Origin of the sequence: Acrocarpospora phusangensis (assembly GCF_016862995.1) — a bacterium.
GTDB lineage: Bacteria > Actinomycetota > Actinomycetes > Streptosporangiales > Streptosporangiaceae > Acrocarpospora > Acrocarpospora phusangensis.
In genome coordinates this window covers 1-26,717 of sequence record NZ_BOOA01000094.1, presented here as the reverse complement: position 1 = coordinate 26,717, position 26,717 = coordinate 1, and the positions used below count along the sequence as shown (strand labels likewise).

Below are 26,717 nucleotides of genomic sequence, written 5' to 3'. Positions count from 1 at the left end.
CCGGCGTCCCCGCGGAACGGGTCGGGAAGGAAGCTCGCGGCGGTCGCGCCCGGGTTGCCGTGGTACCCGCGTGCCACGCCCGCGCCGCCCACGTAGAGTTCGCCCAGCTCGCCGTCGGCCACCGTGCGCAGGTCCGCGTCCAGGACGTAGATGTGCTTGCCCGCGAGCGGCGAGCCCAGCGGCACGCTGCCGTACGGCCGGGCCGGATCGACGCGGTGCAGGGAGCAGAAGACCGTGGTCTCGGTCGGCCCGTACGCGGCGAAGACCTCCCGGCCGGCCGCCGCGGCCGCCAGGACCTGCCGCGGCGCCAGCACGTCCCCGCCCGTCAGCACGTGGTCGATGGTGGCGAGAGCGCCGGGATCGAGATCGACCAGCAGGTGGAAGAGCCCGGTCGTGATGAACAGCCAGGAGGGACGGATCTCGCGTAACTGCGCGCCCAGCGACTCGATGGAGACCCCGTCCCGGCCGACCACGGCGACCTGGCCGCCCCGGCACAGGGTGGACCAGAGTTCGAAGGTGGAGGCGTCGAACGCGGTGGGCGCGAGGTGCGCCACCACCTCTCCCGGGGCGATGGCCAGGCGCGGGTCCGCCTCGACGAGGTTGAGCACGGCCTCGTGACTCACCGCCACGCCCTTGGGCACGCCCGTGGATCCGGAGGTGAAGATGATGTACGCGAGCGCGCCGGCGTGGGTCCTCGCTCCGGCCCGGGCATCGACCCGGCCGCCTGCCACCGGGTTGGGCATCTCCATGACCTGTACCCCCGCGTCGCGCAGGGCGTCCGCGCAGGCGGGCGTGCTGATCGCCCATCGGGCCCCGGACTGCTCGACGATGAGCGCCTGCCTGGCCGCGGGGTAGCCGGGGTCGACCGGCACGTAGCAGCCGCCCGCCCGCAACACGGCGAGGGCGGCCACGGCGAAGTCGATCGAACGGGGAAGCGCGAGAATCACGGGCGACTCGCCGGCGACACCCCACTGGATCAACGTGTCCGCCAGCGCGGACGCGGAGCCGTCCAGTTCCGCGTAGGTGATCAGGGCTTCGCGGTCGCTGATGGCGATCGTGTCAGGCGTCCGCACGGCCCACCGCGATACCAAGTCGTGAATGCCAGTATCCGTCTTGATCGACACGACCCGTCGATCCCCCTTCCGGCTGGGCCAGCAGGCATCGGCACTTTGACTATAGTCATTGCATTGGCTAACTTTTGTCAATGAGGTGGCTTTCGCCCGCCACCCGCCGATGGCCACCGCTCACGAACGAGGGCTCATGCTTGAGGATCCTGTGGCGCGCAGACTGTGCCAGCTCTGCGACAGCGCGGTGCTGCCCGGCGCGAACGTGAGGCCGGACGACGACTTCTTCGCGCGGGGAGGGGACAGCATGCAGCTCATCAGGATGGTCACCGTCGCGGAGGAAGAGTTCGGGGTCGAGATCGACGCGCTCGCCTTCTTCGAGCGGCCCACGCTCGGCTCGCTCGCCGTCGCGGTCAGGCAGGCCCAGGAGCGCCGCGGCCACCACGAGTGACCCGCCCCCGATCAGCTGGACCGACGGCCCTCCCGTAACGGGCGCCCGTCCGGACCGCCGGCCGCGTCCGATCGCCCGGCCCGATCCTGTCTAAAAACCCGTGCGACCTCGCGCGCCCACCTTGCCTCACTCACCGCGAGTACGCCAGGACACACCGTGGCCAATTGGCGAATCCCCCACATGCGACCCGCGGAAATGACTATTGTTCTGGCGGCATTATCTATTGTTACCATCAATTGGAGCAGGCGGCTCCACAGAACGTTGAGAGGCGGCTAGTCCCATGTTGAAGGCGTCCCAGCCGACCTTCGGAAAGCAGTTGCGCGCCCGTCGGATCGAACGGGGCCTGTCCCAGAAGGCGCTCGCGGGCGACATCGTCACCTCGAGCTACATCTCCCTGCTGGAGACGGGCGACCGCGTGCCCACCCTGGACATCGTGCTCCAGCTGGCCGACGCGTTGCACACCACCCTCGAAGACCTGATCGGCGATGACTATCGCCAGCTGTTCGGGCATCGCCCGAACAGCGACGCCCCCCTGGTGACCGAGCTGGTGCAGGCCCGCAGCCTGATGGAGCTGGGCAACTACGCGGGGGCCCGGACGAGCCTCCAGGCGACGCTGGATCGGGCCCGCACGAGCGGGGACGACGACGAACTGCTCAGGGTGGGCGTCGAGTTCAGCCGGGTGCTGGCGGCCATCGCGGACCATCCCGCCCGGCTGGAGCTCCTGGACAGCCTGATCGGCGTCGCCGACGGCCGCTCGCTGGACGCTGTCGCCGTGTCTCTCCGCATCGACCGCATCTCGACGCTCCGGGAGCTGGGCCGCCTGGACGAGGCGCGTGGCGCGGCCCTCGCGCTCGTGGCGCAGCCCGTCCTCGCGGACCCGGCGCAGCGCCACGAACTGGTCCGGCTGCTGGGAGTCCTGATCTCGGTCCTGTGCGAGATGGGGGAACTGCAGGATGTCGAGGCGCTCACGGGGAAGCTGCTGGCCGAAGCCGACGCCAGCGCTGAGCCGGCCCTGATGGGGCGGGCGCACTGGCTGGCCGGCATGGCCGCGGTCCGCCTCGGCCATGACGCCGACGCGATCGCCGAACTCGCCAAGGCTCGCGAACTGCTGCGGTTCGACGCCATGTCGGTGCTGGAGTGGCTCCGGTTCTCGCGGTCCGCCGCCGGCATCCTGCTGGAGGCCGGCAGCCCCGACGCCGGCCTCACCTGGCTGGCGGCGGCGGAGAGCGCGGTCGCCGTCACGGACACCACGGCCGAGCGAAACGCGGTCAAGCGGGTGCGCGCCCAGTACGAGCTGGCCCACGGCAACACCGAAGCCGCCGCCACCCTGTTCGCCGAACTGACGCAGGGGGACCAGGGACTGACCGGCCTGGACCTGGTCATGGCCCTGCGCGGGCACGCCCAGGCGCTTCGCCTGCTGGGCCGCCTGGACGAGGCCGTCCAGGCGCTCCGCCGGGCCGTCACGTTGTACGAGGAGAGCGGCAGCTACCGCCAGGTGGCCGCGCTGTGGCGGGAGATCGAGGAGCTTCGCGAAGCGTCCTGAGGCGTCCTGAGGCGTCCTGAGTCGAAGCCGGCTCACAGGTCGTGGCGGACCACGAGTCGCCGGCCGCTCGCCGGAGTGTCGCCGCCGACCGCGAAGCCCGCGTCGGTGAACACCCCCACGGTGCCGGTCGACAGGACGGCCGCCGAGTGTTTGGTGTGCGCGACGGGATAGCCCTCGATCATGCGGGCGCCCTGCTCCCGGGCGTACTCGACGGCTGCCCGGACGAGCGTGCTCGCGACTCCGGTGCGCCGGTGGTCGCGCCGGACGAAGAAGCACGGGACCGACCACACGGCGGGGTCGGCGGGGTCGGCCGGGGCGATCGCCTTGGTGCGCTCGACCCGGGCGTAGCCGGTGCGCGGGCCCACGGTGCACCAGCCCACGGGTTCGCCGCCGAGGTATGCGATCAGGCCGACGGGACCGCCCCGGCTGATCAGGTCGCGCAGCCTCTCGCGGTTCTCGTCGGCGCTGCTGGCCATGAGTTCCTTGTTGGGCAGTCGCCAGAACATGCACCAGCAGCCGTCGTGGCCGCCGGCCTCGCCGAACAGGTCGGCCAGGTCCGGCCAACGGCTCTCGTCCACGGGGTGGATCTCGATGTCCTTCGCGACGTCCATTGCGCTCCGCTCGCCCGTCAGCTTTCGAGCATCTTCTCAAGAACGCCGTCGATCTCCAGGGGGGAATAGCGCGCCACTTCCGTGGCGAACAGGCGCTCGACCAAGGCGGCCTGCGCCGGGACGGTGTCGTGCGTGAACAGTTCCACCAGGGGGACCACGACTCCGGACAGATGCTCCAGACGGGTCGCCAGCATCGCCAGGCTCAGCGAGTTGCCGCCCTGCTCGAAAAAGCTGTCGCCGGGCAGGTCGTGCTCGCCGAGCAGTTCTCGCCAGATGCCGGCTATCGCCCTTTCCAGCTCGCTCCCGGTGTGGGCGGCGGCGTCGCCGACTAAGGGTTCGGCCGGCGTCAGGGCCAGAGCCTTGCGGTCCACCTTCCCGTTGGGGCCGAGCGGGAACTCATCGGTGATCACGAACCGGCGGGGAAGCAGATGGGCGGGCAGCACGGCCGCCAGCTCCCGCCTCATCTCCCGCGGAGACAGGACGGCTCCCGCCGCCCGCAGGCAGTAGGCGACCAGCCGCAGATCATCGACGACCGCGTTCCGCTCCGCCAGGACGACCGCGTCCGCCACCCCGGGCAGTCCGAGCAGCCGGGTCTCCACCTCCCCGGGCTCGACCCGATAGCCGCTGATCTTCACCTGGTCGTCCATCCGCCCCAGGAACTCGAGCCCGCCCCCTTCGACCACCCGGCCCAGATCGCCGGTACGGTACACTCGCTCGCCGTCCGCCCGGTGGACGAAACGCTCCGCGGTCAGGTCGGCCCGGCCGACGTAGCCGTGCGCGAGGCCCGCTCCGCCGATGCAGATCTCGCCTTCGGCGCCGTCCGGTACGGGGTTGAGCGCCTCGTCGCACACCCGGACCTCAGCGCCGTCGATGGGCCGGCCGATGAGGGGCAGGTCGGGCCAGGTGGCCGGATCGGGGCCGAGCATCTCGGCCGTCGCCGCGTGGGTCTCGGTGGGACCGTAGTGGTTGTCCAGGCTGGCGCCGGTCATGGTGAAGAACCGGCGGATCGACGGCGTGACGCGCAGCTGCTCCCCGGCGGTGATGACCTCGCGCAATCCGCCCGGGTACCTCGTGGTGTGGACGCTCGCGTCGGCCAGCATCCGCAGCCCCACGTACGGGATGTAGAGCCGGTGAATGTCGTTCTCGTGCAGGTGGTCGATCAGGCGGCGGGGGTCGCGGCGCAGCTCGTCGTCGATCAGGACGAGGGTGCCTCCGGCGGTCCAGGTGGAGAAGATCTCCTGGAAGGAGACGTCGAAGCTGATCGGCGCGAACTGCCCGGTCCGGTCGCCGAGCCCGCAGGCGGAGCGGCCACGTTGCCAGCTGAGCAGGTTGCTCACGGCGCGGTGCGGCATCGCCACGCCCTTGGGGTTCCCGGTCGAGCCCGACGTGTACATCACGTACGCGAGCGAGTCCCCATCGAGCCGGACCGCCTCCGATGCGGGCGCGGGTCCGGCCGTGCCGGTCAGGGGTTCCACTCGGCAGGCAGGGGGTAGCGTCAACCGCGCGGTGAGCGCGGGTTCGCCGAGCAGGACCCCCGCTCCGCTGTCGGCGAGGATGTAGTTCTGCCGTTCCACCGGATAGTCCGGGTCGATGGGGACGTATGCGGCACCGGCCGTCAGGGCGGCCAGAATCGCCACGTACAGATCGGGCGAGCGGGTTCCGCAGATCGCGACCATCGGCACGTCACGCAGCCGTGCCGCCAGCCGCTCCGCGGCTCCGGCCAGGCCGGCGTAGGTCAGCTCGCCGCCGGCCCAGCTCAGGGCGACCGCGTCCGGGTGCGCCGCCGCCACGTCGGCGACCATCGCGGGTGCGAACCGCGTGGAGGCTGGCCGCGCCTGCCCGCCGGCGAGTTCGTTGACGACGGCGGCGACCTCTAGCACCGCGGGTTCCCGCAGGATGGTGTAGTGGTCGGCCGCCAGGTCCGCCGCGACGAGCCGGTCGCCGAGCAGGGCGCGCCAGACCACCGCGGCGTCGTCCCCTCCCCAGTCGGCGGCTCGCAGCAGGTGCACGCGGTGCTCCATCGGGACCGGCGCGTAGTCGTCGAGGGCGCGGGTGGCGTTGACGTACACGCGGTAGCGCGCCATCAGCTCGTCGGTCGACAGGCCGAGCCGTACCCCTCCGGCGGCCAGGGCCGCGTCGACGACGGTGAGGGCGATGTCGGCGGGGTACTGCCACGCCTGCTCGGGAAGCGCCACCGAGTCCGCGTCGCGGCCGCCCGAACGGATCAGGTCGTGGAGGAAGGATTCGAGGTACTCCCCCTCGGTTCGCGTCACGCCGTCGTACTTCTTGGGCCTCGGCATGGCGTCGATCATGACCAGTGGGGCCGACAGGCCCTGGCGTACCATCTCGTAGGCCAGCATGCCGCCGAACGACCAGCCGACGAGCACCCGGGGGGTCAGGTCCGCCCGCCGGAGCCGGTCCTGGTAGTGGGCCGCCAGCTTCTCGAAGGTGGGCGGGTGCTCTCCGGCGAGCGCGTCGTCGGCTTCGAGGGCGTACACCGGCGGTCCCGGGGCGAGGTGCCGTACGAGGTCCACGTAGCTGAAGACCTGGCCGCCCACGGGATGCACCAGGACGATCGGCGTGCCGCTGCCGTCGCGGAGCCGGTGCAGCCGGGAGGCCGCGACGGGCCGCAGGTCGCGACGCCGGCGCAGCTCGGCGAGAAGCCGGCGCTTGCGCTCCGACAGGGCCGCCTCTCGGCCGTTCAGCACACCGGCATCGTCAGGATCTGTCGGGTTCATCGCCTCACCTCACGGCTGGACAGCGACGCAATCTTTCTATAGTAATTGCCAATATCGACTATAGTTGTATCACGCGTGTTCGGAGAACCTCAATGACCGATCTCGAACAGCGACTGGCGGCTCTACCTCTCGGTGCGCGGGCCGGCTTCCTGGCGCAACTGCGCGCGGCGACGGGCGCCGATTCCCGGATCCCCCGCACCGACCCCACCCAGGTCGAGGCGCCGCTGACCAGCGCGCAGCGCACCCTGTGGTTCGTCGAGCAGCTGACCCCCGGGACGGCCGCGTACAACATGCCGCACTACTACCGGATCCACGGACGGCTCGACGCCGACGCGTTACGGCGGGCGCTGGCGAGGCTGGTGGAGCGGCACGAGCCGCTGCGCAGTTGCCTGCGGCTGCGTGAGGACGCGCCGGTGCAGCTCGTCCTGCCGCGGGTGCCGGTCGACCTGAAGGTGGTCGACGCGTCCGGCATGTCGGTGACCCGGGCGGTGGAAGCCGCCGGCGCCGAGATCGCCGAGCTGCCGTTGCCGCTGGACCGGCCTCCGCTGTGGCGTGCGGCCCTGTACCGGCTCGGTCCCGAGGAGCACCTGTTCGTCTTCGTGATCCATCACGCGATCTTCGACGGGGTGTCCGCCGCGGTCTTCGAGCGCGAACTGGCGGCCCTGTTCGCGGCCGAGGCGCGGGGCGAGGAGGCGACGCTGCCGGCGCTCGGGGTGCGGTACTCGGACTACGCGCGCTGGCAGGCGAGCCGCCTGTCCGAGGAGCGTACGGCCGATCTGATCCGCTACTGGCGGCAGGAGCTGAGCGACCTGCGGACAGCGGACCTGCCGGCCGACCGGCCACGCCCGGCGCAACCCGGCCAGGGCGGGTCCCTGGTCGTCGGACGGCTCCCGGACGACCTCTACCCGGCGGTCCGGGAGCTGGCCCGCCGGCTCAGGACGACGGAGTTCGCCGTCTACCTCGCCGCGTTCTGGGCGCTGTCGCACCGGTACACCGGAGCCCCCGACGTGGTGGTCGGCGCGTCCACCAACAGCCGGGACCGGCCCGAGGTCGCCGACACGATCGGGTTCTTCGTCAACGTGGTGGCGTTACGCGGGCGGTTCGCCGCCGACCCCACCTTCGAGGACCTGGTACGGCAGGCCACCGGCGCACTCCGGGGCGCGCTCGCCCACATCGACCTGCCGTTCGAACGCGTGGTGCAGGCGGTCGCCCCGGAACGTGACGGGACGCGGTCGCCGCTCTTCCAGGTCGCGTTCGCGGTGAACGGAGAACTGCCCGGCCCGCGCCTTCCCGGGCTGGAGGTCGAGCGGATCTACCACCATCAGGGGACCACGAGATTCGACATGACGTGGGGTCTGACGCTCGGCGAGGACGCCACGATCGTGGTGGAGTACGGCACGGACGTCTACGGGGAACCGACGGTCAGCGCGATGGTCCAGAACTACGGATCGTTGCTCCGGGCGATGCTCGGAGATCTCCACGAGCCGGTTTCACGCGTGGCGCGGTCTTAGCCGGCGACCAGGCGGTGGGCGTACAGGGCGTCGTAGAACGGCTGGTGATGGCGGACCAGGTCGCGTTCCCGCCGGTCAGGCGGCAGCGGCGCCCTGCGAGGGGTCACGCCGAGACCCGTGCTGCGCTCGACGTCTTCATGCCAGCGCGACGTACGCCGCCAGGCGGCCTGGGTGCCGGTCTCCCACCGCAGGGCGTCCGGGACGTACGCCAGCCCGACGCGCTCGCAGTACGCGCGGACCATGGCCTCGGGGTTCGCGACCAGGTCGTCGCCGTCGATCACGAGTGGGGTCTCGCCGGTCTCCTGCCGTACGCGGCAGAAGATGGCGTGCAGGTGCTCGAACCCGATGGCGTCGACGGTCGCGGCGGGATCGATCCGCAGATGCGAGGCGACCGCCGCCGACGGCTCGCGGATCATGAACGTGTTGATCAGGTCGCGGTAGAGGCGGCGGTCGGCGAGCAGCGTGTCGTAGCGGTAGTCCGTGGTGTCCTTGAAGAAGACGCGCCGGGACGAGGAGGCCGACAGCAGAGCGGCGAGCAGTTCGCCGGCGGAGGTGCAGCGGCTGCCGCCGACGTCGAAGTAGCCCTGATCGGACAGGTAGGAGAACGGCTCGTGCACTACGTGCAGATCTCCGCGTTCGAGCATGGCGCGGAGGAACGCTGTGGACCGCGACCGTGGCGCGGCCCACAGCGCTATCGGAGGCGCGCTCGCACTGCCGCCGGTCACTGGGACCATTCCGTCGGCACCCGGTCCCAGCGGTGTAGCCGGAGTTCCTCGATCAGTTCCGGGTCCAGGGGCGGCAGGTCGCTCGTGGCGAGGTTCTGGCGGACGTGACGCGTGCTGCGCATGCCGGGGATCACCGTGCTGACCGCCGGATGCCCCAGGACGAACCGCAGCGCCAGCTCCGGCATCGTCATGCCGTCCGGGATGACGGCGGCCAGCCGTTCCGCCCTGGCCACGCTGGCGTGCAGGTTCTCCGGCACGAAGTAGCTGTTGCGCCAGTCGCCGGCGGGCCATGTGCTGTCCCGGGTCAGGGTGCCGGTGAGGGTTCCCTCGTCGAACGGCACCCGTGCGATCACCGCGATGTCCAGCTCCTGGCAGGCGGGGAACAGCTCGTCCTCCGGCGCCTGGTCGAAGATGTTGTAGATCACCTGGACCGCGTCGACGAGGCCGCCGCCGAGGGTCTCGAGCACGTTCCACGGTTCCCACCGGTTCACGCTGATGCCCACGCCACGGATCAGGCCGCGCTCCTTCATCTCGATCACCGCCTCCCGCCAGGCGGGATCGCCCGCCCACGCGTCCTCCCAGACGTGGAACTGCAGCAGGTCCACGCAGTCCACGCCCAGGTTGGCGAGGCTCTTCTCCAGGTACTCCCACAGGTGGTCGACGGGGAACACGTCCGTGAGCCTGGACTCCCGGGTGGTCGGCCAGCGCCTGTCCTTGGGCGGGATCTTGGTGGCCAGGCGAAGCCGCCGGTCCGGATGGCGCAGCCGTAACCCGCCGAGCAGCTCTTCGCTGTGGCCCCGGCCGTAGATCCAGGCGGTGTCGAAGAACGTGCAGCCGAGGCGTACCGCCTCGTCGAGGGCGGCGTCGCCGGCTACGTCGTCGGCGCCGGTCCAGCCGCCTTCTCCCCCGGCGATCCCCCACATCCCGTATCCGACATCTCCAACCATCCACCCCAGTCGCCCGAAACGCCGTTCCCGCATGCGGACCTCCAGCCTTCCCACCGTGACGGCGGACCGAGCCTCGCTGGGCTCACGCCGCTCCCCTTCGCTCTCCACCCGTCGTGAACAGCCACGCGTCGTAGTACGGATCGTCGGGCGAGGCGATGGAGCGGGCGAGGGACCACCCCCGCCGTCCCCGCAGGACCGCGCCGACCCTGGACGCCCCGCCGTCCCATCCGTCCTGGGCGGGGAGGCCGCGACCGACCAGGCATCCGACCACCTTGCGCGGATGCCGGACGACGGATTCCTCGATGTTGCGCACGACCTTCTCGGCGACCGTCGCCGAGAACGGTTCGTAGAAGTAGCAGACGCCGGCGTCGGGCGGCACGAGGAACTCCGCCGCGTCCTGGACGGACACTTCGAGATCGTGGCATCGGCGGCCGTCCGGCCGCGCGCGCCGGATGTTGCTCCGGGCGGTCTCGGCCAGCTCCTGCGCGTACTCGACGCCGATGACCTTCCGGAAGGGGAACTCCGCGGCCACGAGCAGCACCCGGCCCTTTCCGCAGCCGAAGTCGACGAACGAGACGTCCTCGAAGCGTACGTCGCAGGCTTGGAGAACCCGTCGGATGGTGCGCACCGGCGTCGGCGAGTAACGCATGTGATGCTCTAGCGTGAAGTCGGAGGCTTTACCGGTTTCCCAGGGCTCGACCGGCTCGCTCGTCTCCACTCCCATTGTGGTGTCGTAATCGTCCGCCTCATCGATGGCCCGAAGACGGATATCGAATCTTTCCTGCGTTTTCAGGACATCGATGAGGCGCTGTCGTGTGCTTTCTGTTCTATGCACATCCATTCTGGGGTCGGTCCATTCTGATAATCGGTTATTCCGCGTCCTCGGGGCCGCGCAGCCGGAGCAGCGGCGAGAACAGGATGGGAAGCAGGGCGAGAGGAAGGCAGAGCACGCCGATGAGCACCGCCCAGCGGGTGCCCAGCGCGTCGCCGAGCACGCCCGCCAGCAGCGAGGCGATCGGCAGCAGGCTCGCGGTGACGAACCTTTCGCTGGCCGTGGCCCGGCCCAGGATCTCGTTCGGGGTGAGGCTCTGCCGGATGACCGCCGCGCAGATGCTCCACAGCACCACGCCGAAGAGCGTGAGGAAGAAGGACACGGTGTACGCCGGGACCGACACGAAGGCCGGCTGGATCACCAGCGGGACGGCCAGCGGCCCGACCGCGGCGATGGATATGCCCACCAGCACGGACTTGCCGAGGCCGAGCCTGCCCACGACCTTGGGCATGGCCATCGCGCCGGCCACGCCGCCGAGTGAGCCGATCGCCATGATGAAGCCGAGCGTGGCCACGGACAGGTCCGCCTCACGGGCGCCGTGCAGCAGGAAGAGGGTGAGGAAGACCTGGATGCCGAAGTTGAAGACCGCCGACGAGAGGGTGATCGCGCGCAGGTAGCGATTGCCGAAGGTGAACCTCAGGCCCGTCATGATCTCGGCCCAGACCCCGGTCCGTACGGACTCCTCCCGGACGGGCTTCTCGTCCGGTGTCCTGATGAGCGACAGGGTGAGCGCCGAGACGAGATACGAGGCCGCGTCGACGAGCAGCGCGACCGGGGCCCGCAGGAAGGCCACCAGGAGTCCGCCGAGCCCGGCGCCGGCGGTCCTGGCGATGTTCAGGCTCATCTGGAGCCGGCTGTTGGCCACGCCCAGCTGGTCCTTGGGCACGAGTGTGGGGAGGAAGGAGTGGCTGGCCAGATCGAAGACGATGGTCAGCAAGCCCAGCAGGAAGCCGAGGACGCAGAGGCTGGCGACCGACAGGCCGTCGACGAAGCCGAGGAAGGGCACGGTCGCGACCACCGCGGCGCGGCCCAGGTTGGTGACGAGCATGGTGCGCCGTCGCCGCAGCCGGTCGACGAGCAGGCCCGCGAAGAGGGTGGCGACGATCGCCGGCGCCATGCGGGCGGCGTTGATGAGGCCGAGATCGGTGGCGGTGGCGCTCAGCGTGAGGATCGCCACCATGGGGAAGGCGATCTCGGTGATCTCGGATCCGATCCACGAGACCGTCTGCCCGGTCCAGTGCAGGCGGAAGTCTCGGTTCCGCATGATGCCCGGTTGGGGCTCTGCGGGAGGCGGGGTGACCGTCTGGCTCATGTCGGCTACTTCCGTGGGTTGGGGGAGGTTCTCGTCACTGGTGGGTCTCGGTCGCGAGCTGGTCCAGCACCCGGACGATCTCCGCTTCGTCCAGCCGGTCGAGCGCCGTCGCGAGCTGTCGTTCGATCAGCGCCGCCTGCCCCGCCACGGTCGGGTGCTCCATGAGGTCCGCCATCGGCACCGGCAACCCGTACGCCTCGGCCAGCCGGAAGGCCAGCGTCGCCACGGTCAGGGAGTGCCCGCCGAGGGAGAAGAGGTTCGCGTGGACTCCCGGGACCGCCCGCCCGAGCAGTTCCGACCAGGTGTCCGCGATCTCCTGTTCCAGGCGGCTGCCGGGCGGTGTGCCGGTGTCGGCGGTGAGCCACGTCACCTGCGGCGTGTCCGCGCGTGCCGTGGTGGCCGGCTCCGCCCGGGGAACGTCCAGCCGTCCGATCGGGGTGCCGGGGTGCTCGATGGCCCGCGCCAGCATGGTGTCGAAACTGGCGGCCATGGCCCGTACCGTCTCGCTCAGCAGTGGGTCCCGGTGCTCCCACTTGGCGGCCAGGCCGTCGCCGTGGGGGCCGATCGTCACCATCAGGTCCAGCGGCGGGGGCGGATTCGGCGCGTCGAAGTCGAAGCGGCCCGTCCCCAGGCCCGGGAGCATCAGGTCGGGCCAGGGCGTCGCCTCGTACAGGAAGGCGACCTGCACGAGCGGTCTGCTCGCCGAGCGGCCGAGCGAGCGCGCCAGGACCTCGTAGGGCAGATCGTGCCGGGTCATGGCTTCGAGCAGCCCCCGGCGCTCCCGCGCGATCACCTCGTGCGGGGTGATCGACGCGTCGACCCGATGGCCGACCACCGCCAGGTTGGAGAAATAGCCGATGAGGTCCTGGTACTCCGGCCGGCGCCGGCCCGATATCGGGCAGCCGATCAGCAGCCGGTCCACCCCCGCGCCGACCGACCACCAGGCGCGGAACACCCCGAGCAGCATCATGTACGGCGTCGCCTGGGCTTCCTGGGCGAACTCCGGAATGCGGTCACCCACGGCCGGGGCGATGGGCACCACGTGCGCGTAGCCGTACTCGCCGCGCCCGCCGGGTCCGCCCAGGGGCAGCGGCTCCGGCAGCGGGTCTCCGATGGCGTCGCGCGCCCTGGTCACGAGCTTCTCCAGCCGTTGGCCGGAAACCTCCTCCCGCTGGCGGCGAGCGAAGTCCGGGTACTGCAGGGCGAGCGGCGGCAGGTCGGCCGCCGCTCCGCCGGCGAACTGGCGGTAGAGCGCGCCCAGCTCGGCGGCGAAGATCTCGTCGGACTCCCCGTCCCACACGATGTGGTGCCGCAACACGAGCAGGACGTGGTCGTCGGCGGCGATCCGGTAGACCCGGGCCCGCAGCGGCGGGTCGCGGGTGAGGTCGAAGCCGCGCCGGATCTCCTCGGCGCAGGCCGCGGCGGCCTGCCCGGCGTCGGGCAGGTCGGTGAGGTCGAAGTCCAGCGGCGGCGCGGAGACCACCCGCTGCTCGCAGCCGGCGGGCGTGGGCAGGAACCTGGCGCGGAGGACGCTGTGCCGGTCGACGATGTACGCCGTGGCCTGACGCAGGGCGCCGACGTCCAGGGCGCCGGTGATCCGCGTGCACAGGGCCGGCGCGGCCAGGGCGGCCGGCCCCAGCATCTGGTCGACGAGCCACATCTGCTCCTGGCCGTACGACAGGGGATACATCTGGCGGGTTACCTCCCGATCAGCTTGTGGTGGAAGGCGTCGGCGAGATCGGCGGCGTGGCGGCGCACCGTCGCGTCGTCGTAGTGGTCCACCGGGTACCGCACGAGGAGGGTCAGGTCCTGGCCCTGGTGGAGCACCATGAACGCCAGGTAGGGGAAGGCGCTGCGCGGCGGCAGGACGTGGCGGGCCACCACCACGTCGTCCGTCAGGCGCAGGCACCGATCCGCGGACTCGCCCTGCAGGTAGACCAGGAGGACGTCGAAGAGCGGGTTGCGGAAGGGCCCTGCGATCCGGCCGGTCGCCTCCACGATGTCGGCGAACGCCACGTGGCGATGGCGCAGGCCCCGCGTGATCACGCGTTGCGCCTCCACCGCCAGTTCGGCGAAGCCGCCTCCGGGCGGGACGGGCAGGCGGAGCGCGAGGGTGTTCAGGAAGTAGCCGACCAGGGCGTCCGCGCCCGGCTCTTCCCGGCACGACACCGGGGTGCCGAAGACCACGTCGGAGTCGCCGGCGAAGCGGGCGAGGTAGTCCGCGAACGCCGCCGCGACCACGGCGAAGGGGGTGACTCCGAGTTCGGCGGCCAGGTCGGCGGTCCGCTGTCCGGAGCCGGGCGGCAGGGGATGGAGCACCACCGCCCCGGGCAGGCGTTCCGCCGGCCGTGCGGGACGGTCGCCGGGCAGGCTGGTGGGCACGCTGCCGGTCAGGTGCTCACGCCAGTAGGCGATGCCGGTGTCGCGGTCGTGCGCGGAGTGGCGCAGGGCCAGGTCGCCGCACTGTGCCGCGAGGGGGGCCAGGGCGGCGGATCTGTCCTGGACGGCGGCGCGGTACAGCTCGCCCAGTTCGGCCTCGAAGATCTCCGAGCCGCGTTCGTCGATCACGATGTGGTGGAACACGGTCAGGAGGAGGAAGCGCTGCGGGCCGTACTGCCAGACCCGAACCCGCAGGAGTGGTCCCCGGAGCAGGTCGAAGGCCTCCTCGACCGCGCTCTCCGCCGCCGGCAGGGCCTGGTTCCGGCCGGACACGCGTGACATCTCCACCGGCACCCGCATCCGCTCGTGCACCACCTGCTGCAGTTCACTCCCGGCGACGTCGAAGCCGGTACGGAGGATCTCGTGCCGCGCCACGAGCGCCGCCACCGCCTCGGCCAGGACGTCCACCCGCAGCGGTCCCCGGATGTCGTAGCAAGCGGGAACGTGATAGGCCGGGTCCGCCGGAGCCATACGCCACAGGAACCACTGCGACTGCTGGGCGGGGAACGCCGGGAACCGCGAGGGGCGCGGCCGGGCGGGGACGCCCGATTCGCGGTCCCCGTCCTGGGTCCGGCGGAGGAACTCGCGCCGCGCGGCCGGCTCAAGCGCGATGAGCCTGCCGAGGAGGTCACCTGTGGGCATCGGCTCCTCCCCTCTCAACCCAGGGCGGCGGCGAGGGCCGCCAGCCGCCGGGCCACGTCCTCGTGCCGGCCGCTCAGGATGCGCGCGCCGACCAGCCCGCGCGGGGCGGCGCGGCGCCAGTCCGCCAGCCACTCGCCCGGCCCGGACACGCAGGCGTAGCCCAGCGACCCCCGGTGCCGTGCCAGCAGGTGCGGATCGGGCGGGGGCGCGTCGATCGCCAGGACGCCGACGGCGATACCCGTCTCCCGCTGGAACACGAGGGAGAGCCGCAGCGCGGGCCCTACGTCGTCGCCCACGCCGACCAGCACCGTTCCCTCGGCGGCGGGAAGCCGCGCGAGATCGGCCGCCTCCGGTCCGGCCGGTTCCTCCTTCACGGTCAGGAGCGCCACCGGCCACTTCGTGTCCGGAATCCCCGCCAGGTCCTCGGCGTACGGCACCGGCGCGGAACCCGCCACCGCGAACACCAGGGCGGGCTCCTCCCCGCCGCGCAGCCAGCGCAGCGAGGACGGTTCGCGCGCGGTGTCCGCCAGGCGGGCCTGGCGAAGTCGCCGGGCCAGCGCCTCGATCGTCGGCGTCTCGGCGAACGACCCCAGTGGGAGCCGGATGCCGAGCTCCCGCGCCGCGAGTTCCTGGACCGTGGCGGCGTGCCGCAGGTTCCCGCCGAGGGCGAGGAAGTCGTCCGAGGAGAGATTCCGCAGGCCGAGTACCTTCGACCAGGTACGGACGATCCACGCCGCCACCTCGTCCGCCGGAGCCGGTGGCCGCCGGCCGGCCTGCGGTGGCTTCAGCCTGGCCAGGGCTGTGCGGTCCACCTTGCCATTGGTCCGCACGGGCATCGGGTCCACGACTCCGTACGCGGCCGGCACCATGACCTCCGGCAACCGCTCGCGCACGTACCCTGGCAGTTCGTTGAGCACCCGGCCGGCCGCGGCCTCCGAGCGGACCTGCACGTACGCGATGATCTGCCGGGCTTCCGAACGATCGCCCGTGACCACGGCCGCCGCCAGCGCGACCTCAGGATGTCCGAAAAGCACCGACTCGATCTCCCCGGGCTCGATCCGGTGCCCGCGGATCTTCACCTGGCGGTCGTTGCGCCCGTGCAGTTCGAGGCGTCCGTCGGAGCGCCACCGGGCGAGGTCGCCGGTGCGGTACAGCCGTTCGCCGTCGCCGTCAGGGTCCGGCACGAAGCGTGTGGCGGTCAGCTCCGGCTGTCCAACATAGCCCCGGGCCAGACCCGCGCCGCCGATGCACAGTTCGCCGATCACGCCGGGCGGTACCGGGCGAAGCCGATCGTCCAGGAGCCGGAAATAGGTGCCGTCGATCGGTCCGCCGACCGGGACCACGGGTGGTTGCGGCCCGGGCTCGACGATCTGGCACGCGGTGTACAGGGAGGTCTCCGTGGGACCGTAGGTGTGCCACAGGGTCCGGACGCAGGCGATCAGCCGGGCGGCGAGCGCGGGGGTGACCACGTCCCCGCCGCAGGACACGACCAGGTCGGGGTCTCCGGTCCACCCGCACAGGAACAGCATCTGCCAGGTCAGCGGGGTGGCCTGCACGACGTGCGGCCGCCAGCGGCGCAGGGCCGCCTGCAACGCTTCGCCGTCCCTGGCCTCCTTGGTGGTCGCCAGGATGGTCTCGCCGCCGGAGACCAGTGGCAGGAAGATCTCCAGCATCGCGATGTCGAAGGAGATCGTGGTCACGGCCAGCAGTCGCTGGCCCGGCCGGTAGTCCATGAGGCGGCGGGTGGCCGCCAGGCAGTTGGCCAGGCCGCCGTGGGTGACCGCGACGCCCTTCGGCGGGCCTGTGGAGCCGGAGGTGTAGAGCACGTAGGCGAGCCCGCCGGGCAGCGGCCGTCGCGGCCGCGCTTCGGGCGTGCCGCGCTTCAGGTCGCCGGGGTGGAGGACGAGGACGTCGGCCGCGATGGCCGACAGGTCGGTCCCGGTCTCCACCAGGAGCGCGGCGACGCGGGCGTCCGTGATGACGTGGGCGAGGCGTTCCGGTGGGTGGGTCGGATCGAGCGGCACGCAGACGTGGCCGGCCTTGGCCACGGCGAGCAGGACCGCCGGGAGGTCGGCGCTACGCGGCAGCATGACGCCGATTCGGGACTCCGGGGCCAGGGTGAGACCGGCGGCGATGGCGTCGCTGTCTTCGGCCAGTTGCCGGTAGGTCCGCTGGTCGGCGCCGAACCGGACGGCGACCGCTTCCGGGGTGAGCTCCACCCAGCGGTCCACCAGGTCGACCATGGAGGCCGGGGTCGCGGCATGTGGGCCGCGCTCGCGGGCCGCCCGCTCGCGCTGGTCGTGGTCGGTCAGGTACGGCAGTGCGGAGATCGGCTGGTCGGGGTCGTCGAGCGCGCCGGTCAGGAGTATCTCGAATCGGTCGGCCAACTCCTGCGCGGTGTGCCGGTTGATCACCGCCACGGCGTGGTCCCAGGCCATCGACAGGCCCTCGTCGGTCTCGCTCGCGCGTATCGCCAGTTCGTACGCCGATTCCGGTAGGTCCAGTTGTACCGTCTCGGCGGGGAGGCCGCCCCAGCGCCGGTCGGGCTGCTCTCGCGGATGGTAGGAGTACGCCACCTGCACGATCGGGCCGGCCGTCAGGTCGCTCTCGGTGTGAAGGGCGCTGGCGAGTGACAGGAGAGGGACTCGGCGGGTTCCGGCCGACTCCAGGGCCTCGGCCTCGTGTCGTACGACCGTCCGGAAGCTGAGGTGGCTGGTCAGGTCGTTGCGGATGGGTAGTACCTCGTCCTCTGGCCCGGGAGATCCCTCGGGTGTCACGGAGGTTCCGATCAGCAGGTCGGGCTGGCGGGTGTGCCGGGTCAGGAGGCAGCGGAGTGCGGCCAGGAGCACGGTCGAGCGCTCGACTTCGAGGTCGGTGGCGAGCTGGGCGGCCCGGTCCGCCAGCGTCGCCTTGAGCCGGGTGCGCAGGGTCGTGGCGGGACCGCTCGGCCGGGCCCTGCGCGGTCGGCCGGAGGGCCAGTTGATCAGGAGGGGGGCGCCGGACAGTCGGTCCTCTGCTGGAAGGCTGCTGGGGGTGCGGCGTGGATTCTCTGTCGTATCCATTGGATGGGGTGGATCTCCCACCCACCCACCCTTTTTCGAGCTGGCGCTCGGCCCCCCGGCGGGCGGGGCAGTCGAGCCGGCGCTCGGTCCCCGGTCGGGCCGGGCCGTTGAACTGGTGCTTGGCCCTCCGGTGGGGCGGGCTTCGGAGGGCAGGCCGTCCGGTATGGTCCTGCCGTCGGTGATGGCCTCGTAGGTCAGACTCAGATCGTTCGCCAGCGCTGCCAGGGTCTCGGCGTCACACGCGATGGGATGGCCGGTGAGTACCAGGAGGTTGCCGGACTGCCCGGCGCGGTACAGGTGAGCCCGCAGCAGGGGTCCGTGGGCGAGATCGAAAGGTGCGCAGACATCGCGAGCGGCTTGGCTGTCGCAGTCGATGTCGGGGCCGGTCACCGTCAGTGAGGCCGGGCCGGGCGGGAGGGGGCGGGTGACGAGGTGGCCGTCCGTCCAGTGGAAGGTCTGCCGGAGGGCCGGGTATCGGGCTGCGACGGTGGTCAGGGCGGCGGCCAGTGAGTCCGTGTCCAGCGTTCCGTGGAGCCGCAGCGCCGCGTAAAGGTGGCGGCCGGCGCTGCCGGCTAGCCGATCCGCGAGCCATGACGCCTCCTGATGCGGAAGCGCGAGGGTCACCAGTCCAGAATCCGACACGGCACCTTCCCAGAATGACGAAGGACGACGGTTCCACAAAAGCGCTTCGGAAATATGCTTCGGAAATGTCAGGACTACCAGGGCCAGTCAGTGCGCCGAATGTGAATCACCACCAAGGGCGTATTGGTGCGGCGGCGCCGCAACTGGAATATGACAATTTCCGACTTTAAGCGGGTCTCTTGACGGGGTCATCACGGAAATCGTTGATTCCGGTGTCAACATTCTGCTGAGACGGCGGGAACGCCGTGCGTACGTCTTCCTGCCAGCGCGCGAGCGATGCCCGCAGCCGTGCCACTCCCGGCCCGTGGCGTAGCGCGCCGGTGGTGACCGGCAGCAGCAGCGGCTCGGTACGGGCGAGGGCCGGCCCCACCACCTCCGCCACCGTCCGGCCCGGCCTGCCGAGGCCGGGCAGTTCCAGCACGCCGTACGGCAGCCGGCCCACCAGATCGTGCGACTCCGGCGGGCGCGCGCCGACGAGGGCGCCGACGGGGCCGGCGCGCTCCCAGCCCGCGGCCTCGATCAGGCGGGTCAGGCCCTCCGCCAGCGCCTGCGCGACCGTGCCGCCTCCGGCGTGGGGCGCCCCCTGGACCTCGGTGGCCGCGTGGTTGGACGTACGGACGAGAACCAGGACGCCGGTTCCGGTCCCGGCCGCGTACGTGAAGAGGGGGCCGAGCGAGCCCAGTCCGAGGAACGCGTGCGCGGTCACCGCGTCCGCGCCCACGACGCTGCCCGGACCGAGGTACAGGTCGGCGTGGGCGCGCATGGTGTCGTCGGCGTCGCCGATCTTGGCGTCGGCCAGGACGAGCAGGCCCGCCTCCCCCGCTGCCCGGGCGTACCAGGCCAGGAGGTCGAGGCCGGCCGTACCGAAGCGGAGGAAGAAGGGGGTCTGGACCTTGAGTCCGGTCAGCAGGCCGGTCGCCGCCTCAAGGGTGATCTCGCAGTAGCGGCGTGCGCCGGGCACGGTGTCGGGCAGCTCCCACTCGGTCAGCCAGCGGGAAGACGGCGCGACGCCGAGCCACACGGGGCCGCGCCCGGCCGTCAGCAGCCGGCAGCGTTCGGCGAACGACCCGACGGCGGTCGATGGGGTCATGCGCGGGGTCCCTTCTGGTCGAGCAGGTGGCACACCTGGTCCAGGCGGTGGAGCACGGGCACGTCGGAGGGCGGGTCCGCGCTCGCCGAGCGGTCGAGCCACACCCCGCGCAGCCCCGCCCCGGTGGCCGCCCTCGCGTCGGTGTCGAGGACGTCACCCACGTAGATCACCCGTCCGGGCGGCAGGTTCAGGGCCTGGCAGGCGGCGTGGAAGATGGCCGGGTGGGGTTTGCCCCGCCCGCCCACGTCGTCGACGCAGACCAGGGCGCGGAAGCGGTCGCGGACGCCGAACCGGCGCAGCTTCTCGTCCTGGTGGGCCGAGGAGCTGTTGCTCAGCGCGGCCAGGGTGACGCCGCGGGCGGCGAGGAGGTCGAGAGTCGGCAGCACGTCGTCGAAAAGCCGCAAGGCGGGGGCGAAGCACTCCAGGTAGCCCGCGTACCAGGCGTCGGTGTCGGCGGGTTCGGGCAGGCCGAGCGCGGCGCAGAAGTCGGCGCAGCGGCGGCGGCGCTGCTCGGCGAAGCTGATCAGACCCTCGGTGTAGCTGGCGAAATGCCGCTTCTCCGCCTGCCGCCAGAGCGCGTACGCCCGTTCCGAGCCGTCGACGCCCAGACTCGTCAGCCACGAGGCGAGAGCGTCGCGGGTGGCGCCGCTGAAGTCGACGAGCGTGTCGTCGACGTCGAACACCACGGCAGGACAGCCGTCATCCTGACCGGCCGGATGCGGAGCGGCGCGCTCGGGGTCCCAGGGGTTCAACGGGTCCCGGCCTCAGCGAGCCATGGCCTCTCGGACACTGCGCGGCCGCATGTCCGTCCACACCTCTTCGATATGGGCCAGGCACTCCTCCCGGGTGCCGGTGTGACCTGCGGCCAGCCAGCCCGCCGGCAGATCGCGATCGGCCCACCAGATCGAGTACTGCTCCTCGCCGTTGCGGACGACGACGTACTGCTCGGCCGGGTCCGAATCGGTCATGGAGTCCTCCTCAGAGATATTGACTTTTGTTGAATAACATACATACAACAATTACTATAGTCAATGCGTGTCGAGGGGGCTGCCTGGAATGTCGCTGGAATCCGAAACGCCGGTCACCGCGCTCGTAGCCGGCTGGGCGCGGCGCACCCCGGACGCACCGGCCGTCTGCGACAGCAGGAGGCGGCTGACCTACGGGAGGTTGAACGCCGAGGCCGCGGGAGTGGCCCGGTGGCTACGCGCGCATGGCTGCGCACCGGAGGCCCCCGTCATGCTGCTCACCCGGCGGAGCACGGAGATGGCCGTCGGCCTGCTCGGCGTCTTCAAGGCCGGAGGCGCGGCGGTGCTGGCCAACCCCGGCGATCCCGTCGGCCGGCTGCAGCGGCTCATGGAGCTGGTCCGCCCCGCGGCCGTGCTCACCCTGGCCGAACTCGGCGTTCCGCTGGACACCGGCGGAACTCCCCTGCTCCACCTCGACACCGATCCCACCCTGTCTCAGCCGGGCGAGGAGCTGGACGGGCTGGACGGGGTCGTCCATCCCGACCAGCTCGCGTACATCGTGTACACCAGCGGCTCGACCGGGGACCCCAAGGGCGTCGCCGTCCTGCACCGGGCGCTGGCCCACCGGGCGCACACCCACCGGGAGTGCCGCCGCATCACGCCCCGGGACCGCGCCGCCTGGCTCTCCCCGCCGGGCGTCTCCGCCTCCGCCGTCGAGTTGTGGCCGTACCTCACCGCGGGGGCGAGCGTCCACGCGGCGCCGGACGAGGTGCCCGCCGAGGAGGGCACGCTGCGGGACTGGCTGACCGGCACCCGGATCACCGCCGCGTTCGTCAGCATGCCCATGGCCGAGAGGCTCTTCTTCGCCGGCTGGGCCCCGGGCGCGAGCCTGCGCCTGATGACCGTCGGCAGCGACCGGGTACGCCGCTGGCCGCCCGCCGACCTGCCCTTCGAGGTCGCCGTCGAGTACGGCTCCGCCGAAGCCAACGGCATCACCAGCTGCCTGACGCCGTACGAGCGGCGGCTCACCAACCGCACCGCCACCGACGCCGACCGATCCACCGCGCCGCCGGTCGGCAGGCCATGGCCGGGCGTGCGCCTGCACCTGCTGGACCCGGAGATGCGCCCGGTCCCTGAGGGCGAGATCGGCGAGATCTACGTCGGCGGGCCCGAACTCGCGCGAGGCTATCTGGGGGCGCCCGCGGCCACCGCCGCGCGTTTCGTGCCCGACCCGTTCTGGCCCGGCGGATCCCGGCTCTACCGGACCGGCGACCTCGGACGCCGGCGTCCCGACGGCCATCTGGAGCACTGCGGCCGGACCGACTTCGACGTCAAGATCCGCGGCGTCCGCGTCGACGTCGCCGAGGTCGAGGCGGAGCTGCTGCGCCATCCCGGCGTCCGGGAGGCCGTCGTGACGGCCGCCGAGCACCCGAGCGGCGAACGGGTCCTCGCGGCCTACCTGGTGGCCGACACCGCCGTGGACGTCGCCGCGGTGCTGGACTCCGTCGCCCGGAGGCTCCCCGCGCAGGCGGTCCCGGCCGCGATCCAGCAGCTCGAACGGATGCCGCTGACGGTGCAGGGCAAGACGGACCGCAACCGCCTCCCGCGACCGAACTGGGACGCGCTGCGCGCCGACTACGAGGAACCCACGGACGAGGTGGAACGCGGCATCGCCCAAATATGGGGCGAGACGCTCGGAATGCCACGCGTCGGGCGCCACGACCATTTCTTCCGCATGGGCGGCACGTCCCTGACCGCCACCCAGGCCACCACACGCATGAGCGGCCGCCTGGGCCTGAAAGTACGGCTGCGCGACCTGTTCCGCCACCCGACCCTGGCGCAGCTCGCCGACCACCTCCGGACGAAGGCGGGAAACTGATGCTCATCGAACTCCGGCCGGAGGCCGCCGCCCAGCCGATCGTCGACCTCGTCCAGGCCGTACCCGGCCTGACCGCGTGGCCCCTGAGGTACGGCGAGCGCAGGTTCGTCGTGGTGAGCGGCGACGAGGACCTCGTGCCCGGCTTCGGCGCGGGCGACGTCATCGCCACGCACAGCACGCGCGAGCGCGGATACTGGCTGGTGGACCGGGAGCACCGGATCGTCCCCGACACGGTCCGCGTCGGCGGCGTGTCCGTGGGCCGGGGCCATCCGCTGTGGTTCGCCGGCGGTCCGTGCGCCCTGGAGGAGACGGACGCCGCCGGGCGGACGGCGACGGCCGTACGGGAGGCGGGCGGCCATGCCCTGCGGGGCGGGCTGTTCAAACCGCGCAGCAGCCCCTACCACTTCCTCGGCCGGGGGCGTTCCGGTCTGGCCGACCTGGAGAAGATCGGCCACGCGTCGGGGCTGCCGATCGTCACCGAGGTGATGGATCCGCGCGACGTCGAAGCCGTCGCCGAGGTCGCCTCCTGCGTCCAGGTCGACGCCCGCAACATGCACAACAGGGTCCTGCTGGCCGAACTGGGCAGGATCGGCCGCCCGGTCCTGCTCATGCGGGGGCTGCGGGCCGGAGTGCCGGAATGGCTGCGGGCCGCCGAGTTCGTCGTCGCGCACGGCAACCCCGAGGTCATCCTGTGCGCCCGCGGGGTGGTGTCCTTCGACGACACCCTGGCCTTCCAGCCCGACCTGGGCGCCCTGCTCGCGGTGCGCCGGCTGACCGACCTGCCCGTCGTCTTCGACCCCAGCCACTGCGCGGGCCGCGCCGACGCCGTCGGCACCGTCGCGCTGTCGGCCGTCCTGGCGGGCGCGGACGGGCTGATGGTGGAGACGCACGTCGATCCCGGGTCGCTCTACCGGCCGGGAGACGCGCACCAGATGTACCCGATCGACCGGTTGGCGGCCCTGTTCGAGGCCGCCAACGTAGTTCGTGACGTCCGCGACGCCCTCTGACCGGATCCCGCCGGGGCCGGCGCGAGCGTCGGCCCCGCAGTGACCTGGCGCCGGTGAACACGCCGACGGTGCCGGTCGACCGGACGCGCGCGCCGCCCCTCAGTGACCTGGCCGGCCGGCGTCCGCGAGCCGGGAACCGCGACGCAGGCGGCGGTGGTGCGCCGCGTATCGCAGCAGCGCCTCCGAGTCCAGCGACGGGAACCGCACCCCCGCCGCGGCCAGCAGCTTCAGGCTGCGGTCGACCACGTGGTCGCCGTCGCCGTCCCGCAGGAGCCGCTCCAGGCTGTCGGCGAGTTCGTCGTCGGTCACCTCCGGCCCGGCGGCCGGGGCGGTGGTCAGGAGCCGCATGAGGTCGTCGTGCGGACCCGGACCGGCCGTCAGCTCCGCGCGCAGGAGCTCCCAGAATTCGCGGTAGGACACGGGGTTGAGGCCGAACTCCCCGGCGAAGCCGGCCAGCAGGTCGTCGAACCGCATCCGCCGCCGCTGCGCCAGGTGGTACCAGCCCCGGCCCCGGCCCGACACTCCGGCCGTGACCAGCGCCGCGACCTGGTCGACCGGGGTGTAGTCCATGACCGTCGGGCTCCTGAACGTGACCCCCAGCCTCAGGCACCACCGGATGAGCATGTCCGGCAGGCTGCGCGGCGAGGGGACCCCGGTCACCGAGTGCGGCATGATCTCGCCCAGCCGGTAGACGGCCACCGCCAGGCCCCGCCGCGCCGCCTCGTCCACCAGCCGCTCCGCCGCCCACTTGGACAGGCTGTAGCCGCCCGCCGCCGGAGGCTTCGGACCCGGCGGCAGCTCGGACCCGCCGGCCGCGGAGTCCAGCACGCTGAGGGTCGAGACGAAGTGCAGCGCCTTGTGCCGCCGTAGCGCCGCCAGCCGCAGGATCTCCACCGTGCCGGCCACGTTCGCGGCCCTGTGGTGGCGGTAGTCGAGCAGCAGGTTCACCCGGGCGCCGTTGTGGATGATCGTGTCGATCTCGGCGGCCAGCCTGCCGTACTCCTCGGCGCCGAGCCCGAGACGCGGGGCCGACAGGTCGGCCGGAACGGCGACCACCCGGTCCATGTCGGTGACCGACAGGTGGAACTGCACCAGGCTGTCGTGGATCCGGTCCTGGGCCTCCGTCGCGTCGGCGGCCCTGACCAGGCAGTACACGGTGGCCCCGGTACGGCTCAGCAGGTCGTGCAGCAGGTGCGCGCCGATGAAGCCGGTGGCGCCGGTCAGCAGGATTCTCCTGGCCTCGCGCGCCGTGACCCCGATCGGCCGGATGTCGGCCGGCAGGCGGCTGTCCTCCATCACCAGGCGCAGATCCGCGTCCGCGGTCCGGTAGGCCACGGGCCGGTCCGTTATCCGCGCGGTCAACGCCGCCATGGTCGGCGCCGCCACGACATCACGCGCCGTGAGCGAGGTGCCCAGCCGCTCGTTGAGCGTCAGCGTCAGGCGCACCGCGGTGAGCGAGTCGCCGCCGTTGGCGAAGAAGTCCCCGTCCGGGCCGTCGTCCCCCGGGACCAGGCGCAGCCAGGTCTCGCGCACCGCTCTGGCCACCGGGTCGGTCTCCTGCTCGGCGCCTCTCCGGCGGTAGGCCGTGGCCCGCCGGACGAGTTCGGCGCGGTCGAGCTTGCCGTTCCCGTTGAACGGCATCGAGTCCAGCTGGATCACCAGCGTCGGCACCAGGCTGCCCGGCAACTGTCCGCGCACATGGTCCAGGACGTGGTGGGACTCCAGGCGTACACGCCCGGTGACGAAGCCCGCCAGCCGGTTCACGCCGGCCTCGTCGGCGTAGACGACGATTCTGGCCTCGCTGACGCCGGGACAGGTGCGCAGGACGCTCTCCACCTCGCCCGGCTCCACGCGTACGCCGCCGACCTTGACCTGGTCGTCCTGCCGCCCGCGGAAGGCGATCAGCCCGTCGTCGCGCAGGTCGGCCAGATCGCCGGTCCGGTACAGGCGCGCGGTCGGCAGTTCCGGAATCGGATTGGCGACGAAGGCCGCCCGCGTGCGTTCCGGGTCGTCGAGATAGCCCGCGCCCACGCACTCGCCGCCGATGTACAGCTGGCCGGTGGCCCCCGCCGGAACCGGATTCATCTCCTCGTCCAGTACGGCGGCGCACGTGTTGTCAATCGGCAGGCCGATGGGAATGCGCTCCACGTCCTCGTCGCGTACCTCGTGGAAGATCATGCCGATCGACGCCTCGGTCGGGCCGTAGGTGTTGGTGATGCGCACGTCCGGCAGCATGCGGCGGAAGGCCTGCACCGGCTCGGCGAGCATCTCCTCGCCGCCGATCAGCAGGTGCCGGAGCGAGGTGAGCTTCGCCGCGAGTTCCGGCTGCGCCCGCAGCAGTTCCACCAGCACGTTGAAGACCGTGGGCACGAAGTCCGTCATGGTCACCCGGTGGCGGTGGATGGTCTCGAGCACGTCGAGGAGGTCGACCACCCCGGTGTTGCGCGGCACGACCACGTGCGCGCCCTGGGTGAGCGGCCACAACAGCTGCCAGATGCTGGAGTCGAAGACGTGCGGGCTGTTCTGCAGCACCACGTCGGCGCGGCCGGCCCCGAAGCGCCGCGACATGTACGCGAAGCGGTTGCGCAGGCCGCGGTGGAGGTTCAGCGCGCACTTGGGGACCCCGGTCGAACCGGAGGTGTAGAAGCCGTAAATCAGATCGTCCAGGGCCGGCCGGGCGGCCCCCTCAAGCGGATCGGCGGTCCCCATGGTGAGGTCCACGGTCAGGACATCGGTCGGTACGGACGCCGTCTCTCCCGTACGGCAGAGCGCCACCTTCGGCGCGATCGCCGTGAGCACCTGGTGCAGGCGCGCCTCCGGCCAGCAGCTGTCCATCGGCACGAACGGCGCGCCGATCTTCATCGTGGCCAGCATCGCGATCGGCACCTCCAGGCCGGTCGGCATCACCAGCGGCACCAGATCGCCGTGGCCCACCCCCGCGTCGAGCAACCGGCGCGCCAGCCGGCCGCTGATCCGGTCGGCCTCCCCGTACGAGAGGGTCACGCCGTCGTGGCTGAGCGCGGGCGCTCCGGGATCGTCCGCCACGCGGAGGGCGAACAGATCGGCGATGGTGTGGTCGTCGGAATGCCGGAAGACGGGGCCAACCACGAGGGATGACATGGGAACTCCTCAACGACGAAGGGTTACGCCGGCAGTGGCAGCCGGGGCTGGTCGCCCGGTCGAAGCAGGCCGACCGGCTCCGCGTCGCGCCCGGCCAGCCGGCGGCCGCCGGCCTCCCGCCACAGCTCGGCGGGCGG

Annotated in this window: 19 protein-coding genes; 5 read left to right on the top strand and 14 right to left on the bottom strand. The window is 71.9% G+C overall.

Annotation, left to right across the window (positions count from 1 at the left end; translation table 11 throughout):
• Window positions 1-1,073: AMP-binding protein (locus Aph01nite_RS35245; RefSeq protein ID WP_204045396.1), on the bottom strand; the 1,073-nt coding region annotated here is incomplete at its 3' end.
• 187 nt (window positions 1,074-1,260) lie between these two features.
• On the opposite strand from Aph01nite_RS35245, the gene Aph01nite_RS35240 reads away from it, so the two are divergent.
• Both Aph01nite_RS35240 and Aph01nite_RS35235 read left to right on the top strand, forming a co-directional pair.
• On the top strand, window positions 1,261-1,515 hold the full coding sequence (locus Aph01nite_RS35240; RefSeq protein WP_204045395.1) for an acyl carrier protein: 255 nt from the start codon (window positions 1,261-1,263) through the stop codon (window positions 1,513-1,515).
• A 280-nt stretch (window positions 1,516-1,795) separates the two neighbouring features.
• Entirely contained in the window at window positions 1,796-3,058 is a 1,263-nt protein-coding gene (locus Aph01nite_RS35235) for a helix-turn-helix domain-containing protein (protein ID WP_204045394.1), read from the top strand.
• A 32-nt stretch (window positions 3,059-3,090) separates the two neighbouring features.
• On the opposite strand, the gene Aph01nite_RS35230 is transcribed toward Aph01nite_RS35235, so the two are convergent.
• The gene (locus tag Aph01nite_RS35230; RefSeq protein ID WP_204045393.1) at window positions 3,091-3,669 is read right to left on the bottom strand and encodes a GNAT family N-acetyltransferase; all 579 of its coding nucleotides are present in this window, start codon (window positions 3,667-3,669) and stop codon (window positions 3,091-3,093) included.
• 17 nt (window positions 3,670-3,686) lie between these two features.
• Entirely contained in the window at window positions 3,687-6,407 is a 2,721-nt protein-coding gene (locus tag Aph01nite_RS35225; RefSeq protein ID WP_204045392.1) for an amino acid adenylation domain-containing protein, read from the bottom strand.
• 92 nt (window positions 6,408-6,499) lie between these two features.
• Here Aph01nite_RS35225 and Aph01nite_RS35220 point away from each other — a divergent pair, with 92 nt between their 5' ends.
• On the top strand, window positions 6,500-7,918 hold the full coding sequence (locus Aph01nite_RS35220; protein ID WP_204045391.1) for a condensation domain-containing protein: 1,419 nt from the start codon (window positions 6,500-6,502) through the stop codon (window positions 7,916-7,918).
• Here Aph01nite_RS35220 and Aph01nite_RS35215 read toward each other — a convergent pair.
• The 10 genes from Aph01nite_RS35215 to Aph01nite_RS35170 all read right to left on the bottom strand — a co-directional run bounded on the left by Aph01nite_RS35215 (window position 7,915) and on the right by Aph01nite_RS35170 (window position 20,577).
• Entirely contained in the window at window positions 7,915-8,652 is a 738-nt protein-coding gene (locus tag Aph01nite_RS35215) for a sulfotransferase-like domain-containing protein (protein ID WP_275419335.1), read from the bottom strand. The two genes, Aph01nite_RS35220 and Aph01nite_RS35215, sit on opposite strands and share 4 nt — an antisense overlap.
• A complete protein-coding gene (locus Aph01nite_RS35210) occupies window positions 8,640-9,590 on the bottom strand; it encodes an aldo/keto reductase (protein WP_204045389.1) in 951 nt (316 codons plus the stop codon). Before Aph01nite_RS35210 ends, Aph01nite_RS35215 begins: the two co-directional genes overlap by 13 nt.
• A gap of 82 nt (window positions 9,591-9,672) precedes the next feature.
• Complete coding sequence (locus Aph01nite_RS35205; protein ID WP_204045388.1) at window positions 9,673-10,239, bottom strand: class I SAM-dependent methyltransferase; 567 nt, start codon at window positions 10,237-10,239, stop codon at window positions 9,673-9,675.
• A gap of 220 nt (window positions 10,240-10,459) precedes the next feature.
• A complete protein-coding gene (locus Aph01nite_RS35200; RefSeq protein ID WP_204045387.1) occupies window positions 10,460-11,686 on the bottom strand; it encodes an MFS transporter in 1,227 nt (408 codons plus the stop codon).
• 82 nt (window positions 11,687-11,768) lie between these two features.
• Window positions 11,769-13,424 carry a condensation domain-containing protein gene (locus tag Aph01nite_RS35195; protein ID WP_204045386.1) on the bottom strand — a complete coding sequence of 552 codons (1,656 nt, stop codon included), beginning with the start codon at window positions 13,422-13,424 and terminating at the stop codon, window positions 11,769-11,771.
• Between the two features lie 8 nt (window positions 13,425-13,432).
• Window positions 13,433-14,815 (bottom strand): condensation domain-containing protein, encoded by a 1,383-nt coding sequence (locus Aph01nite_RS35190; RefSeq protein WP_204045385.1) that lies wholly within the window; start codon window positions 14,813-14,815, stop codon window positions 13,433-13,435.
• Between the two features lie 14 nt (window positions 14,816-14,829).
• Window positions 14,830-18,501 (bottom strand): non-ribosomal peptide synthetase, encoded by a 3,672-nt coding sequence (locus Aph01nite_RS35185; protein ID WP_204045384.1) that lies wholly within the window; start codon window positions 18,499-18,501, stop codon window positions 14,830-14,832.
• Between the two features lie 184 nt (window positions 18,502-18,685).
• The gene (gene pyrF / locus Aph01nite_RS35180) at window positions 18,686-19,609 is read right to left on the bottom strand and encodes an orotidine-5'-phosphate decarboxylase (protein ID WP_204045383.1); all 924 of its coding nucleotides are present in this window, start codon (window positions 19,607-19,609) and stop codon (window positions 18,686-18,688) included.
• Window positions 19,606-20,292, bottom strand: coding sequence for an HAD family hydrolase (locus Aph01nite_RS35175; protein WP_204045382.1), 687 nt, complete (start codon window positions 20,290-20,292; stop codon window positions 19,606-19,608). Before Aph01nite_RS35175 ends, pyrF begins: the two co-directional genes overlap by 4 nt.
• An 81-nt stretch (window positions 20,293-20,373) precedes the next feature.
• Complete coding sequence (locus tag Aph01nite_RS35170; protein WP_204045381.1) at window positions 20,374-20,577, bottom strand: MbtH family protein; 204 nt, start codon at window positions 20,575-20,577, stop codon at window positions 20,374-20,376.
• Window positions 20,578-20,665: 88 nt separating this feature from the next.
• Here Aph01nite_RS35170 and Aph01nite_RS35165 point away from each other — a divergent pair, with 88 nt between their 5' ends.
• Both Aph01nite_RS35165 and Aph01nite_RS35160 read left to right on the top strand, forming a co-directional pair.
• The gene (locus Aph01nite_RS35165; RefSeq protein WP_204045380.1) at window positions 20,666-22,453 is read left to right on the top strand and encodes a non-ribosomal peptide synthetase; all 1,788 of its coding nucleotides are present in this window, start codon (window positions 20,666-20,668) and stop codon (window positions 22,451-22,453) included.
• Window positions 22,453-23,460: a 3-deoxy-7-phosphoheptulonate synthase gene (locus tag Aph01nite_RS35160; RefSeq protein WP_204045379.1), complete on the top strand. Its 1,008-nt coding sequence runs from the start codon at window positions 22,453-22,455 to the stop codon at window positions 23,458-23,460. Before Aph01nite_RS35165 ends, Aph01nite_RS35160 begins: the two co-directional genes overlap by 1 nt.
• A gap of 99 nt (window positions 23,461-23,559) precedes the next feature.
• Here Aph01nite_RS35160 and Aph01nite_RS35155 read toward each other — a convergent pair whose 3' ends face one another.
• Entirely contained in the window at window positions 23,560-26,580 is a 3,021-nt protein-coding gene (locus tag Aph01nite_RS35155; protein WP_204045378.1) for a non-ribosomal peptide synthetase, read from the bottom strand.
• Window positions 26,581-26,717 lie beyond the last annotated feature (137 nt).

Coding starts and splice junctions, on each gene's coding strand:
- Aph01nite_RS35240 (WP_204045395.1), top strand. CDS start 1,261: ATGCTTGAGGATCCTGTGGCGCGCAGACTGTGCCAGCTCTGCGACAGC.
- Aph01nite_RS35235 (WP_204045394.1), top strand. CDS start 1,796: ATGTTGAAGGCGTCCCAGCCGACCTTCGGAAAGCAGTTGCGCGCCCGT.
- Aph01nite_RS35230 (WP_204045393.1), bottom strand. CDS start 3,669: ATGGACGTCGCGAAGGACATCGAGATCCACCCCGTGGACGAGAGCCGT.
- Aph01nite_RS35225 (WP_204045392.1), bottom strand. CDS start 6,407: ATGAACCCGACAGATCCTGACGATGCCGGTGTGCTGAACGGCCGAGAG.
- Aph01nite_RS35220 (WP_204045391.1), top strand. CDS start 6,500: ATGACCGATCTCGAACAGCGACTGGCGGCTCTACCTCTCGGTGCGCGG.
- Aph01nite_RS35215 (WP_275419335.1), bottom strand. CDS start 8,652: ATGGTCCCAGTGACCGGCGGCAGTGCGAGCGCGCCTCCGATAGCGCTG.
- Aph01nite_RS35210 (WP_204045389.1), bottom strand. CDS start 9,590: ATGGTTGGAGATGTCGGATACGGGATGTGGGGGATCGCCGGGGGAGAA.
- Aph01nite_RS35205 (WP_204045388.1), bottom strand. CDS start 10,239: ATGCGTTACTCGCCGACGCCGGTGCGCACCATCCGACGGGTTCTCCAA.
- Aph01nite_RS35200 (WP_204045387.1), bottom strand. CDS start 11,686: ATGCGGAACCGAGACTTCCGCCTGCACTGGACCGGGCAGACGGTCTCG.
- Aph01nite_RS35195 (WP_204045386.1), bottom strand. CDS start 13,424: ATGTATCCCCTGTCGTACGGCCAGGAGCAGATGTGGCTCGTCGACCAG.
- Aph01nite_RS35190 (WP_204045385.1), bottom strand. CDS start 14,815: ATGCCCACAGGTGACCTCCTCGGCAGGCTCATCGCGCTTGAGCCGGCC.
- pyrF (WP_204045383.1), bottom strand. CDS start 19,609: ATGACCCCATCGACCGCCGTCGGGTCGTTCGCCGAACGCTGCCGGCTG.
- Aph01nite_RS35170 (WP_204045381.1), bottom strand. CDS start 20,577: ATGACCGATTCGGACCCGGCCGAGCAGTACGTCGTCGTCCGCAACGGC.
- Aph01nite_RS35165 (WP_204045380.1), top strand. CDS start 20,666: ATGTCGCTGGAATCCGAAACGCCGGTCACCGCGCTCGTAGCCGGCTGG.
- Aph01nite_RS35160 (WP_204045379.1), top strand. CDS start 22,453: ATGCTCATCGAACTCCGGCCGGAGGCCGCCGCCCAGCCGATCGTCGAC.
- Aph01nite_RS35155 (WP_204045378.1), bottom strand. CDS start 26,580: ATGTCATCCCTCGTGGTTGGCCCCGTCTTCCGGCATTCCGACGACCAC.